General features: G+C 38.8%; 14 protein-coding genes and 4 riboswitches. Of the genes, 6 read left to right on the top strand and 8 right to left on the bottom strand.

Features of this window, described 5'->3' with window-relative positions:
• Positions 1-7: 7 nt before the first annotated feature.
• Together metK and PF327_RS03470 are read right to left on the bottom strand one after the other, a co-directional pair.
• A complete protein-coding gene (gene metK, locus PF327_RS03475) occupies positions 8-1,210 on the bottom strand; it encodes a methionine adenosyltransferase (protein WP_289401354.1) in 1,203 nt (400 codons plus the stop codon).
• Positions 1,211-1,274: 64 nt separating this feature from the next.
• Entirely contained in the window at positions 1,275-1,802 is a 528-nt protein-coding gene (locus tag PF327_RS03470; RefSeq protein WP_289401353.1) for an O-acetyl-ADP-ribose deacetylase, read from the bottom strand.
• A gap of 59 nt (positions 1,803-1,861) precedes the next feature.
• Between PF327_RS03470 and PF327_RS03465 the strand changes: the two genes are divergently transcribed.
• A complete protein-coding gene (locus PF327_RS03465; protein ID WP_008243067.1) occupies positions 1,862-2,086 on the top strand; it encodes a DUF2905 domain-containing protein in 225 nt (74 codons plus the stop codon).
• A gap of 41 nt (positions 2,087-2,127) precedes the next feature.
• Positions 2,128-2,727 carry a DUF2238 domain-containing protein gene (locus tag PF327_RS03460; protein WP_008243069.1) on the top strand — a complete coding sequence of 200 codons (600 nt, stop codon included), beginning with the start codon at positions 2,128-2,130 and terminating at the stop codon, positions 2,725-2,727.
• Between the two features lie 23 nt (positions 2,728-2,750).
• Here PF327_RS03460 and PF327_RS03455 read toward each other — a convergent pair whose 3' ends face one another.
• Both PF327_RS03455 and PF327_RS03450 read right to left on the bottom strand, forming a co-directional pair.
• A complete protein-coding gene (locus PF327_RS03455; protein WP_289401352.1) occupies positions 2,751-3,485 on the bottom strand; it encodes an SdiA-regulated domain-containing protein in 735 nt (244 codons plus the stop codon).
• On the bottom strand, positions 3,473-4,444 hold the full coding sequence (locus tag PF327_RS03450) for a 6-phosphofructokinase (RefSeq protein WP_008243073.1): 972 nt from the start codon (positions 4,442-4,444) through the stop codon (positions 3,473-3,475). Before PF327_RS03450 ends, PF327_RS03455 begins: the two co-directional genes overlap by 13 nt.
• A 99-nt stretch (positions 4,445-4,543) precedes the next feature.
• Here PF327_RS03450 and PF327_RS03445 point away from each other — a divergent pair, with 99 nt between their 5' ends.
• The 3 genes from PF327_RS03445 (at position 4,544) to PF327_RS03435 (ending at position 8,706) form a co-directional block, all read left to right on the top strand.
• The gene (locus PF327_RS03445) at positions 4,544-5,416 is read left to right on the top strand and encodes an LOG family protein (protein WP_289401351.1); all 873 of its coding nucleotides are present in this window, start codon (positions 4,544-4,546) and stop codon (positions 5,414-5,416) included.
• Between the two features lie 69 nt (positions 5,417-5,485).
• Positions 5,486-8,122 carry a valine--tRNA ligase gene (locus PF327_RS03440; protein ID WP_289401350.1) on the top strand — a complete coding sequence of 879 codons (2,637 nt, stop codon included), beginning with the start codon at positions 5,486-5,488 and terminating at the stop codon, positions 8,120-8,122.
• Complete coding sequence (locus PF327_RS03435; RefSeq protein WP_289401349.1) at positions 8,122-8,706, top strand: tetratricopeptide repeat protein; 585 nt, start codon at positions 8,122-8,124, stop codon at positions 8,704-8,706. Before PF327_RS03440 ends, PF327_RS03435 begins: the two co-directional genes overlap by 1 nt.
• A gap of 108 nt (positions 8,707-8,814) precedes the next feature.
• Here PF327_RS03435 and PF327_RS03430 read toward each other — a convergent pair whose 3' ends face one another.
• The 4 genes from PF327_RS03430 to PF327_RS03415 all read right to left on the bottom strand — a co-directional run bounded on the left by PF327_RS03430 (position 8,815) and on the right by PF327_RS03415 (position 15,079).
• Positions 8,815-9,756 carry a DUF4382 domain-containing protein gene (locus PF327_RS03430; protein WP_289401348.1) on the bottom strand — a complete coding sequence of 314 codons (942 nt, stop codon included), beginning with the start codon at positions 9,754-9,756 and terminating at the stop codon, positions 8,815-8,817.
• Positions 9,757-9,803: 47 nt separating this feature from the next.
• Positions 9,804-9,882, bottom strand: a riboswitch (cyclic di-GMP riboswitch).
• A gap of 78 nt (positions 9,883-9,960) precedes the next feature.
• A riboswitch (cyclic di-GMP riboswitch) is annotated at positions 9,961-10,038 on the bottom strand.
• A gap of 144 nt (positions 10,039-10,182) precedes the next feature.
• Positions 10,183-11,103, bottom strand: coding sequence for a DUF4382 domain-containing protein (locus PF327_RS03425; protein ID WP_289401347.1), 921 nt, complete (start codon positions 11,101-11,103; stop codon positions 10,183-10,185).
• 48 nt (positions 11,104-11,151) lie between these two features.
• Positions 11,152-11,231: riboswitch (cyclic di-GMP riboswitch) on the bottom strand.
• 76 nt (positions 11,232-11,307) lie between these two features.
• Positions 11,308-11,385, bottom strand: a riboswitch (cyclic di-GMP riboswitch).
• Positions 11,386-11,498: 113 nt separating this feature from the next.
• Positions 11,499-13,760, bottom strand: a complete 2,262-nt coding sequence (locus tag PF327_RS03420) for a sensor domain-containing protein (RefSeq protein ID WP_289401346.1) — start codon at positions 13,758-13,760, stop codon at positions 11,499-11,501.
• Between the two features lie 50 nt (positions 13,761-13,810).
• On the bottom strand, positions 13,811-15,079 hold the full coding sequence (locus PF327_RS03415; protein ID WP_289401345.1) for a DNA polymerase Y family protein: 1,269 nt from the start codon (positions 15,077-15,079) through the stop codon (positions 13,811-13,813).
• A gap of 293 nt (positions 15,080-15,372) precedes the next feature.
• Here PF327_RS03415 and PF327_RS03410 point away from each other — a divergent pair, with 293 nt between their 5' ends.
• Positions 15,373-17,763 carry a hypothetical protein gene (locus tag PF327_RS03410; RefSeq protein WP_289401344.1) on the top strand — a complete coding sequence of 797 codons (2,391 nt, stop codon included), beginning with the start codon at positions 15,373-15,375 and terminating at the stop codon, positions 17,761-17,763.
• The last annotated feature ends 183 nt before the right edge of the window (positions 17,764-17,946 follow it).

The raw sequence follows: 17,946 nt of genomic DNA, 5'->3' as shown, positions 1-17,946 counted from the left end.
TGTGTAGCTACGCTTTTAAAGTACTAAACCAATCCAGTTCATCCAATGCTTCCCATGGATACTCTGCATAGCCTATCTGGCCTTTTGCCGCGATATCGGCATATAAAAATCGTTCTTGACCTGGACGATCCAGACCAAATTTCTGGGTGATCCATCTAGGCGTCAGCGTAAATTTCTCTGCGATGATCTGAGAGAGTTCTTCGTCTTTGAGCTCCGTTAACCCCGTATGCAGGGTGTCGACAGTGACTGAAGAAGGCCTGGTCTCTGCAATCACATAAGAGAGCTGTACCAGTGCCTTCTTGGCAAGCCCAGCGGCAACAATGTGTTTAGCAAGCCATCTAGCCGCATAAAGTGCTGTACGATCCACTTTCGTATAGTCTTTGGAACTTTGTGATCCTCCACCGATAGGCGCATATCCGCCATAGGTGTCACATACGACTTTTCTACCTGTCAAACCCGAGTCTGCAATGGGTGAATGCTGTACAAATCTGCCTGTATTGTTGATATAAAACTCTATACGTTTCTCATCAAAATGCCCTACTTCAAACTTTACGTTCTCTGTGATGATCTTTTTGACCAAACGCTTTACTTCTTTCTGTGCTATAGCTTTGTTATGGGCAATAGCCACGATGATCTTTGCAATATGCTGAGGCATGCAATGATCAAAATTATCCTTCGTTTCATAGTCCATGACCACTTGAGTTTTCATATCCACACCGAATGTCTCTGGATGTTTAAGTGCATAGGCATAGAGTACATCTCTTATCTCTCTGGCATAGGAAAAGGCACTGGGCATATAATCTTCTCTTTCAGTGTTGGCATATCCAAACATCATTCCCTGATCCCCGGCCCCTATCTCATGATCTTTCTTTTCCACTCCCATTGTGATATCTGGTGATTGTGTACTGACATAGACATGTACCTCTGCCTCATCAGGGAAAAAGGTTTCACCTCTCTCAAACCCTGCTTCAGGATATCCTATCTTTTTAAGTGCTTTGATGGCGATCTCTTCATAAAAAGCATCATTCACAGCGACTTTTGTTTTTACTTCACCACCTATAATGATATGTTTTCCACTGATAAACACTTCTGTTGCTACTTTAGCATCTGGATCACGTTGCAGCAGCGTATCTACGATACTGTCCGCAATGATATCTGCACACTTGTCAGGATGACCTGCCGAAACGGATTCTGAAGTAAAAAGGTACAACCTATCTCCTTTTTTTATTTTTTACCTGTTCTTATCATAACAGACAATAGATTAGCGGATACTTTCATGATACACCTTCTATGGCTTTTATAAATAAGTCTCTGTCACTATTATTATGAAACACAAAATGCACCTGCATGTTCTTATTTTCATTCAAAAAATGACTCACCACTTCATAGGCTATTATTGCCGCTTTGTCTTTAGGATAGCCGTATATGCCTGTAGAAATAGCAGGGAAAGCAACATCCTTACACCCTAGTCTATGAGCCAGTTCAAGTGATTTTCTATAACATGAGGCCAACAGGTCTGAGCAATCCTCACCGCACTGATGATAGATCGGTCCTACTGTATGAATGACATAATTTGAAGGCAAGTTACCTGCATTAGTGGCTACAGATTCTCCGGTAGGCAAACCTTCAGGATAACTCTCTTGGCGAACTTGTTCGCATGCTTCAAGGATTTTGGGACCCCCTGCTCTGTGGATAGCACCATCTACACCGCCACCGCCCATGAGCGAACTGTTTGCGGCATTTACGATAGCGCAGACTTTTTCTTTTGTAATATCACCTGTCTTGATAATGATCCTATCCATCCTTTTGCCTTTAAAAAAGATTTACCCTATAATATCATAAAGTAAGGAGCATCGTTATCATGACAGATATTGGGAAGAGTCTTATCTTTATGGGTGTGGTGATCATCATTCTAGGTATACTTCTACTCTTTAGCGAAAAACTCCCTTTTAACCTTGGCAGACTTCCCGGTGATATCTCCTTCAAAAAAGAGAATTTTTCCTTTTATTTTCCAATCACAACGTCTATCTTGATCAGTATTATTTTATCACTATTGTTCTATCTCTTTGGCAAGTTCTTTAAATAAGAACTTCTAATATATAATACTATAGAGAGAAGGAGAAAGCTATGCCCAAATCACATAAAGTCGTATTTACCATCTATATTATTGTTTGGACCATCATGGCGATCAATCCAAAATATCCGCAGGACTGGCTGCTTGAAAATGTATTGGTATTCATTTTTTTTCCTTTTATTTTCTTGATGGACAAAAAATATCACTATACACTGCCAAGTCTTGTATTACTTCTGATATTTGCCAGTTTACACTCTCTGGGTTCACACTATACCTATGCGGAAATGGAACACTTCAATGCCATCACGCATTTTTTTGGATTTGAAAGAAACCATTTTGACCGTTTAGTACATTTTCTTTTCGGCCTTCTGGTTTTTAGAATTTTGTTTGAAATGATCAGTTCATCAGCCACGACACTAAAAACTGCCCTGCTCTTCACATTGACAATGGTGATTTCTATTTCCACTTTTTACGAAATGCTTGAGTGGTTGGCAGCAGTGATACTCCACCCTGAACTCGGTATGGCTTTTTTAGGCACACAGGGAGATGTTTGGGATGCACATAAAGATACCGCACTTGCAATGATAGGTGCTTTGATAAATATTGTTTTTTATCAAAGCTATAAACATTTATGGCTATTGAAAAAAGGATAAGGTCTATATAAAAAAACTGTGTGTTATAACCCCAGTCTCTTTTTCTTGTATTTTACAATGCGTCCGTCATCATCTGCAAGATAAACATTGCCTTTCGCATCAAAGGCTATACCTTCCCAGGCTCCCTTTGCTAATTTGACTTTTTGTACGATTTTCTTCTTTTGTAGATCATATTTGATCAGAAGATCCTTTTTATCACTCACCATATAAAGATATCCGTCATGATAGCAAAGTCCTGCAGTATCAGCGACACGATGTTCAATCACATCAACGATCTTTGAAGGAGAAGGCATCAATCTTACTACAGCAATGAATGATCTTTTTTTCTTGTTGGATTGTTTGGCCAGATAAATACTGTTGCCAACTTTCGTGATACCTTCTACCCCTGATTTTTTACTAATCAGCGATAACTTTTTTCCATGATACATGGTATCCAAAGGAATTTCCTTCTTTTCACCTGTCTGAGTATCAACAAGCAACATTCCTTTATTTTCAACTGCAAATATCATCTGTGACTCTTCACATACAACACCTTCTAGATCATACTTTCCTAACTTTGTGTGTTGGAGTATCTTTCCTTTTCGAGAGATCTTATAGTAGGTCCCTTCATCATTGGCGACAACAAGTGTATCATCGCTGCTGCAGTAACTTATACCAGAAGCTTCCGGGATGTGTGCGATCACCTCTCCCTCTGGGGAAGCACAGGCACTTACCAGTAATACTAAAGGAACTAGAAAATAATATTTTATATATGGCAACCGAATTCTCTTCCGAGTTTCAGCAACTCCGGGTTTATCTGGTATTTTTTATACGCTACTTCTTCTATCTTTTTATGGTTGAATCCACCATCACCATAACAGATAACTGAACTCTTATTTCCCTCAAGCAATCCATTTATAGCCTGGGTCACAAAATGAAAAGCCATAAGGCGGTCATACACGGTAGTATTCCCTCCGCGTTGTATGTGACCCAACACTGTAATACGGGATTCTACTCCTAGCTCCTCTTCAAACCACTGTGCGACTTCTTCAGAGTTTTTCAAAGCTTCAGAGACCACTGCGATAAAATAGTCTCTTCCCTCTATCCTCTGTTTTTGAAAACATGATTTATAGTTGTCCAGATCATAGGGAATTTCCGGTATTAAGCACATCTCTGCCCCAGAGGTCAGTGCTGAGACAAGTGCCAGGTATCCAGACTCTCTACCCATCGCTTCTATGACAAATGCACGGCTAAAGGATGATGCCGTATCTCTGATTGAGTCTATGGCATACTTAATGACATTGAGTGCTGTATCTACCCCAAGACAGTACTCTGTTCCAGCAATATCATTGTCGATAGTAGCAGGGATACCGGCAAAACTTAAACCTTCACTCTCATCACTCAATGCCTGCATCCCTTTAAATGAACCATCACCACCCAAAACGACCAAATATCCTATGTTATGAGATTTTAGGTTATCAATTGCCTGTTTACGATAGGATTGTTCCATAAAACGTTTTGAACGGGAAGAGTGTATTTTGGTACCTCCTCTGGAAATAATACCTGCAACATCACTGTAACATGCCTCATAGATGTTGTTATCTATCAAACCATCAAAACCATGATCAACGAAATAGGGTCTAAGTCCTTTTCCAATGCTGTATTCAACAAAACGCTTTAAAGCAGCATTCATTCCTGAAACATCACCACCGGAACAGAGTATGGCTATATTTTTCATCCTACGCCTTTTATAAAATGATTATAAAAAATTATACCATTAAAAGTATTCAAAGTAATTCAGTTAAAAAATATGTATAATAACTTTAGAGGTATCCGTATGAAAAAAAAGTCCAATAATTATTCTGAAACATTACAACAGATCAAAGCTATCATCAATGATGCATCTTATGAAATCGCAGAGGAAGATAAGAATTTTATCTACTCTGATGAAGCCAGAGGGGTAAGACTTCAGCTTGACTATCTCAAAGCAGAGGTCAAGATGCAAAAGCAAGGTGTTGATCATACGATCGTTGTCTTTGGCAGTGCACGTATCGTAGAATTTGATGTGGCGTTAAAAGCATTGAAAAAGATCGAACAAGAGTTGGAGAGTTCACCTCAATCAGAAGCACTTCTATTTGCCCTTAAAAAAGCGGAAAGTAGTGTAAGAAAGAGTCATTACTATGATGAAGCCCGTAAATTCGGTCAACTGGTGGGGAAAAGCGGTAAATGCCCTGAAGATGCGCACGTCACCTTAATGACAGGAGGTGGTCCGGGTATCATGGAAGCAGCAAACCGTGGAGCATCTGATGTAGGTGCCAAATCTATAGGTCTCAATATCGAACTGTCACATGAACAGTTCCCCAACCCATACATTACGCCCGAACTCTGTTTTCAATTTCGATATTTTGCTATGCGGAAACTCCACTTCATGCAACGTGCCAAAGCACTGGTTGTCTTTCCCGGTGGTTTTGGTACCATGGATGAACTCTTTGAAGTATTAACACTGATACAAACAAAAAAAACACCCCCTATTCCCATTATTTTACTTGGTAAAGAGTATTGGAATCGTATGATTGATTTTGAATTTTTAGAGGAAGAAGATGCCATTGAGCCTCATGATCTAGATATCATAACTTACGTCGATAATGCAGAAGAAGCATGGCATGCTATTATCCAATGGCATAAAAAAAATAAAACCCCCCTCTTTTAAACACGCCCATAAAACAAAAAGCACCATTACGCTATAATCGCGGCAATATAATAGATAGGAATGGAAGTTATGAGCGAAACAACCGAAAAAAAAGCAGTATATAATCCAAAAGAAGTAGAAGACCATTACTACGAGATATGGGAAGATCGTGGCTATTTTGAGATAGAGGGGAACAAAAATATCCAAGAAGATGGCAAGAACTTTGCGATCATGATGCCTCCTCCAAATGTCACAGGAAGTCTGCACATCGGTCATGCACTTACATTTACACTACAAGATATCATCACACGTTATAAAAGAATGGATGGATACAAGACTCTTTGGCAGCCCGGCACCGACCATGCCGGTATCGCAACACAGAATGTCGTAGAGAAGCAACTGCTTGCTGAAGGAACGACTAAAGAAGCCCTAGGAAGAGAAGCTTTCCTTGAAAGAGTATGGAAGTGGAAAGAGTACTCAGGCGGTACGATCGTTCACCAGATGAGAAAGCTCGGGGTTTCACCTGCTTGGAGCAGAGAGCGTTTCACCATGGATGAAGGTCTTAAAGAAGCGGTAAAAGAGGCATTTGTCCACCTCTATAACGAAGGTATGATCGTACAGAACAACTATATGGTCAACTGGTGTACCCATGATGGTGCACTTTCCGATATCGAAGTGGAGCATGAAGAGGTAAATGGTAAGTTCTATCATATGAACTACCATTTTGCTGATGGGAGTGGACATGTCACTGTAGCAACCACCAGACCTGAGACGTACTTTGGGGATACGGCGATCATGGTGCACCCTGAAGATGAGCGCTACAAAGGTATCATCGGTAAAGAGGTGATCCTTCCGCTTACTGACAGGAAGATAAAGATCATTGCTGATGAACATGTTGATATGGAGTTTGGTACAGGTATCGTAAAGGTCACCCCTGCACATGACCAGAATGACTACGAAGTAGGTAAAAGACATGACCTTGAGTTCATTACAGTCTTTGATGAAAAAGGTATCCTCAACGAATACTGCGGTGAGTTTACCGGTATGGAGAGACTTGAAGCCAGAAAGCCGATCGTTGAAAAACTTGAAGCAGAAGGCTACATCGTCAAAATTGAAGATCACCAACACCAGGTAGGACACTGCTACAGATGTAAAAATATTGTTGAACCATACATCTCTAAACAATGGTTCGTTAGAAGTGAAGTCGCTAAAAAATCCATCGAAAAGACCTATGCGGGTGAAGCACAGTTCCACCCTCCTCACTGGCTCAACTCTTACAGAGCATGGATGGATGAGCTTCGTGACTGGTGTATCTCAAGACAGCTTTGGTGGGGACATCGTATCCCTGTATTCTATTGTGATTCTTGTGATCACCAGTGGGCTGACAAACACGATAACCCCGAAGCTTGTCCTCACTGTGCTAGCACCGAGATCCGCCAGGACCCTGATGTACTGGATACATGGTTCTCTTCTGCACTTTGGGCCTTCTCTCCACTTGGCTGGGGAAACAATGGCAAGATGGAAGGGACATACAACGACAGTGACCTGGCTGACTTCTACCCGAACTCGCTGCTGATCACAGGATTTGATATCATGTTCTTCTGGGTAGCTCGGATGATGATGATGGGTGAGCACTTCAGAGGTGAACTGCCATTCAAAGATATCTATATGCACGCGCTTGTTCGTGATGAACATGGGGCTAAAATGAGTAAGTCAAAGGGTAACGTAATTGACCCACTTGATATGGTTGAAGAGCACTCTGCAGATATCATCAGATTTACCCTGGCATTCCTTGCAGTTCAGGGACGTGACATTAAACTTGGTGCAAAGAATCTTGAGCAGTTCAGAAACTTTACAAACAAGCTCTATAATGCTTCAAATTTCCTGCAGATGAATGTAGATACTTTTGCAGATCTGAAGGATATAGAGATCAAGACACCGCTTGGTAAATATATGCAAAGCCGCCTCTCTCGTGCAGTGGAAGAGGTACGTGAGACACTGGAAACATATAAGTTCAACGAAGCAGCAACAGCACTCTACCGTTTCGTATGGAATGAATTCTGTGACTGGGGTATCGAATACTCTAAAGCAAGTAAAGAGTCTATCGCAGAACTTGGTGCGATCTTCAAAGAGACGCTCAAGATGGTTTCTCCGTTCATGCCATTCATCTCTGAGCATCTCTACCATAAACTCTCTGGTACTGAATTGGAAAGTGGTGACTCGGTCATGGTGATGAACTTCCCTAAAGAGGTTAAAGCGGATGCAGATGCAGAAGCGACGTTTGCTATCATCGAAGAGACCATTACTGCGATAAGAAGAGCCAAAGTAATTATCGATATGGGTAACTCCAAGATCGCAAAGGCATATGTCAAACTTGGAACAACTATCGATACGGATGTAGCAAAACCATTTATCCAGAAATTGGCAAAAGTAGAAGAGATAGAATTTGTAGATGCAAAAGTAGAGAATTCTGTAACAGACGTATCTGACAACCTTGAAGTCTATATCCCGACTGAAGAGATCGACCTAAGTGCGATCATCGGTAAACTTAGCAAACAAAAAGAGAAGCTCGAAAAAGAGATACAAAAACTCAGTGGCATGCTAAATAACGAAAAATTTGTAGCCAATGCACCTGAACAAGTCATTACAGAGAACAGAAAAGCGTTAGAGGATGCAGAGGCTAAAATGGAAAAAGTTCAAAACGAACTTGCAGGGTTTGGTGCATAATGACTCCTCTAGCACAAGAAGCGTACAACGCATTACTCGCAAAAGAATACGACAAGGCTCTTGAACTCTACTCTGCTCTAGAAAAACAAAAGGACCCTGTATCCTACTATTACCTTGGGTACCTCTATTTTAGAGGGCTTGGTGTCAACCAAGACACGAAAAAAGCCTTTGACTACTATCTGGAATCAGCGACCAGAGAAGTACCTTTGGCACAATTTGAAGTGGCATTAATGCTTGAAAATGGTGAAGGTTGTGAGAAGAATGAATCAGAGGCAGCCTTCTGGTATGAAGAAGCAGCCAAAAGAGGTAACATCGATGCCTTTAACAACCTAGGTGCCATGTACAAAGAAGGTCGTGGTGTACATCAGGATTATAAAAAAGCATTCATACTCTTCTCTAAAGCAGCTCAGGTAGGTAATGCAAAGGCCCAATTTAATCTAGGCGCACTCTATGACATGGGATTAGGCTGTGAAGAGAACAAAGAGAAAGCCATCGAATGGTGTAGAAAAGCTGCTTATCAAGGCCATGAGATGGCAAAAGGTATTATCAAACGTATGCAGCAAGATGGGCAGATCGTTTTTTAAAAGTGTGATGTAGAACTCAGTACAAAAGCGCTTATTCAATAGAGATCATCTCATTGATCTCTATCGTCTCTCCAGACCCATACCTTGTATGTAGCCTGGAATACATTATTAAATTGTATTATCTGAAGTATTAATATCCACCGGTGTTACTTCACCTGTCAAGACTTCAACATTATCTTCCTGATCCACAACACCATGAAATACATCACCTAAGTACTCTGCCGTAATAAGACTGTAATTTCCTTCACCAAGGAATGCCAACGTAAAATTACCATCCGTCATATTGACATCGGCTGCACTTACAGAATTCAGAAAAATACTACCATTCTCATCAGCAACTGTTTCATCTGAATTATACTCACCAGACTTGTAGCTATAAACAACTAAAGAAGAAGACGCATATTTTTCTGCATCTGCATCTACTACTGTTCCATTAATCATACCTGATAGTTCAGTAACAACTAATCTGATAACCGGCTTCAAAATATATTTTGTATTTTTCGTTGAACTGCCTGTAACCACAATTGCTTTATGTATGTCAAAATCAGCAGTCACTGCAATTTTTGCATCAGCTGTAATATCAAATGCACCTTTACCCTTATAACCACTTTGCGTTTCCGCACCACTAGGGGTAAACAATGGGTAAGAAACATTATCAATTGTTATATTGCAGTCTGGATTACTTTGGATTTCAGCTGGTGTATCTTTTGTAGGAATAGCCAACTTAAAACGAATCTCCTTATAGTGTCCAGCAGGAAGTACTAAATCTCCCAAATGCAGTGATTTACCATTTTGAAGATCAAGTAGATTGAAAGTTTTCGGCTCAAATTCTTCAGCATTGACCCAATTTCCCTCATAATTGTATTCAATACCGATCACAGCAATATTGACCGCTGTTACATTTCCTTCTAATTTTGGTGGTGCATCTGTCATGCTTAGTGATAAAGTACCGGTTGGTGTAGAAGATGTACCACCGCCTCCACAACCAGAGATGAGTGTCATAAGTGTGAACGATACTATCATACCGATCAGAGTCTGAAATCTTTTCATAAATATCCTTGTGTAATTGAATGTTGCACAAAAGAAGTAAAATTCATTTTGGTAGTCTGGCGATCTTCATATGTAAGACCCATGACTTTCCGTCCTTGCTTCACAGCAAGTTTGGCACAACAAAATAGGGTTGAATAAATAATATTTAAAGTTCAAACAGGTAAAGAGAAAAGACAGCATAGTACATCATACGCACATATGGTATTTGGCAACCTGGCGATCTTAAGATTAAGACCCATGGCTTTCCGTCCTTGCTTCACAACAAGTTTGGCACAACAAATAGTATTTAAAATATCTCTTTAACGTATAAAACATGCTTATTATATAAGATAAATGATTAAATAGCTCTTTGAGCGTGAAGAAGAATCATAGGCTAAGATTTATTTATTGAGTTTCCCCACTTCTAATAAGTGAGGAATATGTGGCCTAAGGCAGTGTAGTTGATATTGTTTCGTCCGTAATGTCCTGGTTTGTTGTTTCACCTGGCAATACAACGATATCATCAAAGTATCCTAAGATGTCTTTAAAAGTACCATTAACATCCTGTGAAGTAACTACAAGATCATATGTACCTATAGTAAGCCATGGTAATGTATAGCTTCCGTCAGTAGCATCTGTACTTAAAATTGCTTTTCCAAAATTATTGGTTGCATTTGATTCATTAGAATCCCAGCTTCCATCTTCGTAAGCATAGACAATTACTGATGAAACATTTTCATCTAAATTCAATGTCATTGTACCATTGATCTCACCTACTTCTATATTATCAATAATCTTGATAGTAGGATTTAACTTATAGGTAACATTTACATTCTTCTTAACATTACCGGTCACAGTCACAGATTTTCTTACATCGAAATCAGCTGTAACATTCACTGTACCACCGGCTGGTATCGTAAATCCTCCGATTGCTTTGTAGCCTGTTTGATCACCGCTTGGAACTTCTAAGGGTTGCATGCCACCAACAACCAGATCAACATAACACTCATTTGTATTGAGTACAAAACGTACATGATCTATCTCTCCTGCGGGTAACTCAACTTTATTTAATAGTGTCGTGTTTCCGTCTTGCAGATCGAGTAAATTAATGGTTCTTGATTCATTTAGGTCCACATCTTGCCAACCATCACTGCTATCTGCATATTGGTAACGCAGTGCATCAAAAGTTACATACACACCTTTTACATTTTTATCATCAGTAGGTGCATCTGTTAGACGCAGAGCAACTGTACCTGTACTAGCGGTACTAGCAGAACTGTCAGTAGTTATACCACCTCCACATCCAGAGATAAGTGTCATCAGTGTGAACGATACTATCATACCGATCAGAGCATGAAATTTTTTCATAAATATCCTTAGTGTAATTGAATGTTGCACAAAAGAAGTAAGATTCATTTTGGCAGCCTGGCGATCTTAATATTTTAAGACCCATAGCTTTCCGTCCTTGCTTCACAACAAGTTTGGCACAACAAAATAAATTGAATTAAATAATATTTGCAATTAAAACAGGTAGGAAAAAGGCAGAATCATACATCATACACACATATGGTATTTGGCAACCTGGCGATCTTAAAGTTAAGACCCATGGCTTTCCGTCCTTGCTTCACAACAAGTTTGGCACAACAAACAATATTTAAAAAGTCTCTTTACGATAAACAAAAGCATTATATAGAATCAAAAATTAGATACATCTTTAATGACATAAATATGAAAGGGAGATAAAAACATAAGAATTTATGTAACTATGTTAAAAAACGTTCACTAAACTCTTCTGCATCAATGGCTTTGCAAAAATGGTATCCTTGATACCTAAGTTTTGGATCTAACTCTCTCAGCAGCTCTTGTTGCTGTTCATTTTCAATACCTTCTATAACGATGTTATAGTCAAATTGTCTTCCTATACCCAAAATACTTGAAACAAGATGTACCTCTTTAGCGCTGGTTTCGATATTTTTTATGAATTCCTTATCTATCTTCAATGTATGGAAAGAAAGCTTCTTCAAATAAGATAAAGAAGAGTAGCCTGTACCAAAATCATCGATGGCACATCTTACTCCCTGTCTCCGTAATTCAGTGATGACATCTTCTGTATAATCAAAATTATCAATCAGTGATCGTTCTGTGATCTCTATCATAATGTCATTAGTCTCCAGTCCATACTCTTTTAACTTTTTGAGAAATTCTCTAGCAAAATCATTTTCTACAAATTGCTGTGCATTGACATTCATTGAAATATACTCAAGATTCCATCTATTCTCTTTTTTCCAGTGAGATATATGCTGACATATAGTATCAAGAACCCACCATGTAATCTGTGAAATCAGACCTGCTTTCATAGCCAATGGTATAAAATCCTGTGGTGAGAGAGACCCTCTTGTCGGATGTTCCCAACGTACAAGTGCCTCCGCAGAACTCACGATATTACCATCTATGGAAACAACCGGTTGATAAAAGAGACCCAACTGATTATTTTTGACTGCATATATCAGATCATGCTGAAGTATAAATAGCTCTTTTTGTTGTTTGTCCAAAGAGGAATCATAATAGGCGATATGTCCATTATCAATCTTTGCTTGATACATTGAAAGGTCAGCATGTCTTATGATCTCTACGATATCCTTATAACCAGGATCCATAAGCACGATACCAATACTTGATTTAATATGTAAATGCATCTCTTTTATAATAAATGGTTCTAAGAAAAGATCCTGTATCTCTCTAGAAAACTCTTCAGCTTCTTGATTTGCCATATTTTTATCTTCTGATACATGTGGAATGATAATGATAAATTCATCTCCCCCTAATCTGCTTACCATACAATCTTTTCCTAAAAGATTGGTCAAACGTTTAGAAACAGCAAGAAGAACATCATCTCCAACTTGATGTCCCAAAGAGTCATTAATGCTTTTAAACTGATTGAGATCAAGATAAAAAAGTATGGAAAAATATGTTTGATGTTTTGGACTCGTTACAAGGTTCTCCATATAGATTCTAAAACCTCTACGATTTAACAAACCTGTAAGTACATCATGCTGCACCATATATTCAAGATCTATTAAGGCGGTATGTTCTTTCGTTTTATCCTCTATCATACCTACGCCACCCAAAATATTATTATCCAGATCGGTAAAAGAAAACACTTTGGCATCGATCCAAAAAGACTTATTCTTTAGAGATACATAGGGACCTTCATAAGACTCTGTTCCCTCTATAATGGCATTTTCTAATACTTTTACTATATCTCTATCCGGAAGGAGATGAAGATCCATACCTCTGATCTCATCTGTTTCATACTCAAAGAGTTTCTTTAACTGTTCATTGCACTCCAGTACCTTGAGGTCTTTATCATAGGTAAAGATACCAAGAGGTGCATTTTTAAACAAACTGTTTAAGAGCATATGCTCAGATTGCAACGTATTAAAAGCATTTTTCTGTTTATACATATTATAGATATTGGTCGCTTGTGCAAGAAAATACAAGATCAATGAAATTGTAAGTATGATATGCAAAGGTGTATCATAAAGAAATGCCATTGAATAGATAAGAGGCAATAAAAGAATAGCTGAATACATGATGTTGAGTCGTGCATCTGCCGATAAAGAGACTGTAGAACCTAAAGACAAGCCTAAAAGTACTGCAACGATATAAAGTTGATAATAGGGATCCACCTGATGTATAAAAATAAAACCTAATGTTGAGAAAACAAGTGCGGTTAATATTGCATCAAAGATAAATTTCTTGTACCATAATGCCATGGAGTATTTTTTAGGGTTTTGTTTAAACATATACGCAGAATAAAGTCTATATCCCGTTAAGAGCATCAGACTCAGTGCCCATACCAGGATACTTCCATGAAGTACTGGGTATAAAGCTATAATTACTAAAATAGCTAACAGAACAACAACCAAGAGTGCTCTAGTTGAAAGTGTATAGAGTGCGATGATCACAGAGTCATCAACCGTTTGAAGCTCTTTTATTGTCGAGAACAGTCTTTTTAAATTCATACAGCATTGTAGCATGAAACACTAACAACTTAAATATATTTGATACTATTTTAGAATTCATTTCCTGTTTTGATGATATCTAGTCCAAAACGTGTTCTTAACGCATGTATATTTTGATGTAACTGTTTTTCTTTACTGTCCTCATAAAAATCTATCAGTGAAAGTGTCTTCAGGTTAAGTGAAGCAAAATTTGAAACGTTCAACGTCAGTTTTATGGCCCCTTTATTGGGCTGGACCATCTCTTCATACATCTCTGAAAGCATGGACTTAAAGAGTGTTTCAGAGAAGACTCTGTCCACAGTCAGTGTCTTTTTTGCTTTGCCACCATACTCATACCCTATCTTCAGATAATAGCTTGTAGGATTCACCTCCATAGCCATCACCATATAGATGATATGCCTTGCCATGATCATAATACGTCTCTTGATCTCATCACGGTCATGTATGGCATCAAACGTACGGCTGATCCCTATGGACTTCCTCTCCCCTCTGCTGCTGATACCTTCATTGTCTGTTCCTGTGACACGTCTATAAAGTTGAATACCGGGTTTTTTCCATGATTCAAAAAGTGTTTTATGCCGTTTTATATCGCCCAGTGTAGAGATATAATGTGATTCAAGCCTCTTTTGAAATCCTTTTCCTATACCCGGAAACTCTTTGATAGGAATCTTTTCTATATAGCTATCTATATCCTTCACTTCGTACACACCGTAAGGCTTGGCAGATTCTGTTGCCAGTTTAGCGATCCATTTTGCTTTGGCAATACCTATAGAAACAGGAATATCAAAATACTCAAGTATCTTTGACTGCAACTCTTGAGCGAAAACATACACCTCTTCATCTCTCTTCCATCCGCTGACATCTCCGAAAAACTCATCGATGCTATACTGCTCTACTTGGGGTATATGTGCAGAGATAAATGCATGTATCTTATGAGAAAGCTTATGATAAAGCGGATAGTTCGAAGGCACGACCGTTAACTGAGGACAAAGCTGTAAAGCCTGGGCAATGGGCATGGCTGTCTTCACCCCACATGATCTAGCTTCATAACTAGCAGTGGTCACGATGCCCCGTATCTTTTTTCTTCCCTCTATCTCATCTACAAAATAAGACTCGAATGTTTTCTTTTTATCACTGTAGAATACAGGAGTCACAAAGGCCCCTGAATTATCATTCATAAGCTTGATATAGGTGCGTTTCTTGTTAAATATCTCAAGGTTGCTACGGGATCCTACACACATAGGTATACCTTTAAGCCTATGGTCTACAGAACGTTCTGCAGAAGCAAAAAAACTGTCTATATCGATATGCAAAAACAAAAGTTGTCCTCCATAAAATATCTATCTCCATTATATCGATCTTCAAAATCCATCCTCAAATATATGACATATTGTCATACTTGATCTTTATACTGATAAAAGCAATGTAAGAATTTGACTTCTTCAAAATAATTTATCATAAGATAAAGTTTTATTTAACACTTACTTAACACTTATAGTTTAAAATTAAAATGGATTGTTTTATATCAATTCATAGGGGGAGATATTAGTATTCTAATATCTAATGGTGGACACTCAGTGTCTTAATAAACATTAGACTAAAAGGAAGAAGAATGAAGTTAAATGTTAAATCATTAATGCTCGTGCTGGGTACAGGCATTGTGTTTTCATTAAGCGGATGTGGTGGTGGTAGCAGCACATCCACGGTAACAACTATTACGGACAGTGATCCTGCTCCAGGTGAGTTAGGGTATCAGATAGTCACAGATCAGAATATTACCTATGTGGACTATACTGGTGGTACACGTGTATCACCTCTATCAGCTGCAGCTGCTGAATATCATACTGGTGTAGATTTTAATCATACTCTATTTGACAGTGCCGATAAAAAGTGTCAGAACTGTCACAATGAGTTGTACGATACATGGAAAGGTTCCATGCATGGAAAATCATGGACGGATCCTATTTTCCAAAGTAAGTTTCAGGATTTCTTACGTACTCATTTAGCAAAAATTGGTGAGACAAAAGATATATTATATGAACAAGCCTCTGTTGGAATTGGGACTAAAAATATGTTTAGTGGTGCAGCCCAAACCTGTATCAAGTGTCATGCTCCAAGTGCTTACTATGCTGGCGATGTACAGGTAACTGTTACAGAATTGCAAGATGCCACTGATATAAATAATTCAGAATTACTTGCATTGAAAAGTACACATGAAGTGAATGATGCGAATGGAGAGATTGCTGTAATCGCTGCAAACAGTCACCAAAATGTGGTCTATAAAGCTACATTCCAGATCGGACATGAGGCAAACCGTGAAGGTATTAACTGTGCGTTCTGTCATAGTATAGAGACACCTCGTTTGATGCAATCAGGAGATACATACACATTAGCAAATACTATGAGAGTAGGACCACATGGACCGATTAAAGCTGATGTTGGGGATATACTCAGTTATAGTACTGATGCAACTAATCCGGATATGAACAAGTTCTTTAGACTCTGGGGACCTGAGAAACCAAAAGATTATACTGCATTAGGTGATGCAACAGATACCACCAATAGAGCGAAAGATGGACGTTACTCTATGGCAAGAAAAGATATCAATGGTACGGATGGAAAAGTACACTTTACGGGTGGACCGTTCTATGGACCGTTTGGTGTCACAGGTATCTCCAATGAGAATGAAACTGATGAGACAAACAGATCAGCCTATATTAATCCAAACTTTGCCGATGCACATTTGAACCCTGCATTCAGTGGTGATGGTTCAGAGTTTAATCACTTTGCAGATCATGGAAAAGCGTTATGTCTCTCTTGTCACCAAAGAAGTGCGGGTGCAGCAGTACCAGGTGGAGAAGATGGTGCTGGAAAATTTATGGAATTATGTTCTACATGGAATGCAGTCACAACAGGTGGTGATAACAATATGGATGACACGATGAGCTCTCCAAAATGTCAAAAGTGTCATATGGAGAAGATCGAAGGTACGGTACTTCACCAATGGGCACGACCTGACAAGCTGTTCACCCTTGCAGATAACCCTGCCTTAACACCACACTTTGACCCGGCAGATCCGGAAAACCTAAGGGATGAAAGTCCGGTAGTTGGTAAATGGTTGAATTCACATGGATTCCTGGGTGCTTCAAAGACAGGTGGAGACAAAGTTGCAGCAGTTGCAAAAATAAAAAGTGGTTTTGATGCAAGTGTTAATGCTTGGCAAGTGGGAGATATTTTGATCGTTTCAACAACATTATCAAATAAAACAGGTCATATGTTTCCAGGAGCACATCCTATGAGAAGAGTGCTTACACGTCTCATTGTTACAGATGCAGAAGGGAATAGACTCACACCAACATCTACAAGTGGTATATCCACATTCACAGATGCTACTAATACATTAGCAACACTTACAGGTAAAACACTGGATAACTCACAAGATCCAACTGTCACAGTAATGGAAAACGGAAGTGCAAACCTTGACTTCCCAGGAAAAGTAGCTGATCTTGACGGTAGTGCTATTGCTTCTCAAAACTTTGCAAGTTATGAGACAGGTAAGGTAACTATTTCAGCTACAGATGGAACTGTAAAAAATCAAACAGTTACTGATGGTAAAACCACAGGAACAGTGTTTAATGCAGCGATCGTAGATGCTTCAGACACGACGAACTTTACACGTATCTACGGACATGAAACAGGTAAAAAATATGACCTAGATAGTGATCCTAATACAGATCCTGTATTTGTAGTGCGTCCTGGATTTGACTCTAATTTAGTTGACAAAGATACACGTTTAAGTCCTAATGAGACAGAGACCTATACCTTTACCTATGATATCTCTGGTAAAACAGGCGTAAACGCTACGTATAAAGTCTACTATATGCAAAAAGGTGCCAATGGTCAATTCATCGTTGATCCAGCAACTGGATTCTTAGACCAGGCAGCAAGCGATGCTGCAAAACATCTGGTAACAGAAGTAGGAAGTTATACTGAAACGCTCTAGTGAAACTTCTTTATTCCACCCTCATATGGGTGGAATGAACTAATAAAAATCTAACATTTTTAAATCCTTACATATCTTACCTGTAATACATAAAACAAAAAGCGATCATACTTATTTTTAAACATGTATCTAGTATTGATAGCAAAAATAGAAAAATGATTGTAATGGAAAGTTAGGTCAATA

It is taken from the genome of Sulfurovum xiamenensis (assembly GCF_030347995.1).
Lineage (GTDB): Bacteria > Campylobacterota > Campylobacteria > Campylobacterales > Sulfurovaceae > Sulfurovum > Sulfurovum xiamenensis.
The sequence above is the reverse complement of the archived record's forward strand: the minus strand, read 5'-3'. Positions and strand labels throughout refer to the sequence as shown.

Coding starts and splice junctions, on each gene's coding strand:
- PF327_RS03445 (WP_289401351.1), top strand. CDS start 4,544: ATGAAAAAAAAGTCCAATAATTATTCTGAAACATTACAACAGATCAAA.
- PF327_RS03410 (WP_289401344.1), top strand. CDS start 15,373: ATGAAGTTAAATGTTAAATCATTAATGCTCGTGCTGGGTACAGGCATT.
- PF327_RS03430 (WP_289401348.1), bottom strand. CDS start 9,756: ATGAAAAGATTTCAGACTCTGATCGGTATGATAGTATCGTTCACACTT.
- PF327_RS03420 (WP_289401346.1), bottom strand. CDS start 13,760: ATGAATTTAAAAAGACTGTTCTCGACAATAAAAGAGCTTCAAACGGTT.
- PF327_RS03425 (WP_289401347.1), bottom strand. CDS start 11,103: ATGAAAAAATTTCATGCTCTGATCGGTATGATAGTATCGTTCACACTG.
- PF327_RS03440 (WP_289401350.1), top strand. CDS start 5,486: ATGAGCGAAACAACCGAAAAAAAAGCAGTATATAATCCAAAAGAAGTA.
- PF327_RS03460 (WP_008243069.1), top strand. CDS start 2,128: ATGCCCAAATCACATAAAGTCGTATTTACCATCTATATTATTGTTTGG.
- PF327_RS03465 (WP_008243067.1), top strand. CDS start 1,862: ATGACAGATATTGGGAAGAGTCTTATCTTTATGGGTGTGGTGATCATC.
- PF327_RS03470 (WP_289401353.1), bottom strand. CDS start 1,802: ATGGATAGGATCATTATCAAGACAGGTGATATTACAAAAGAAAAAGTC.
- PF327_RS03450 (WP_008243073.1), bottom strand. CDS start 4,444: ATGAAAAATATAGCCATACTCTGTTCCGGTGGTGATGTTTCAGGAATG.
- PF327_RS03435 (WP_289401349.1), top strand. CDS start 8,122: ATGACTCCTCTAGCACAAGAAGCGTACAACGCATTACTCGCAAAAGAA.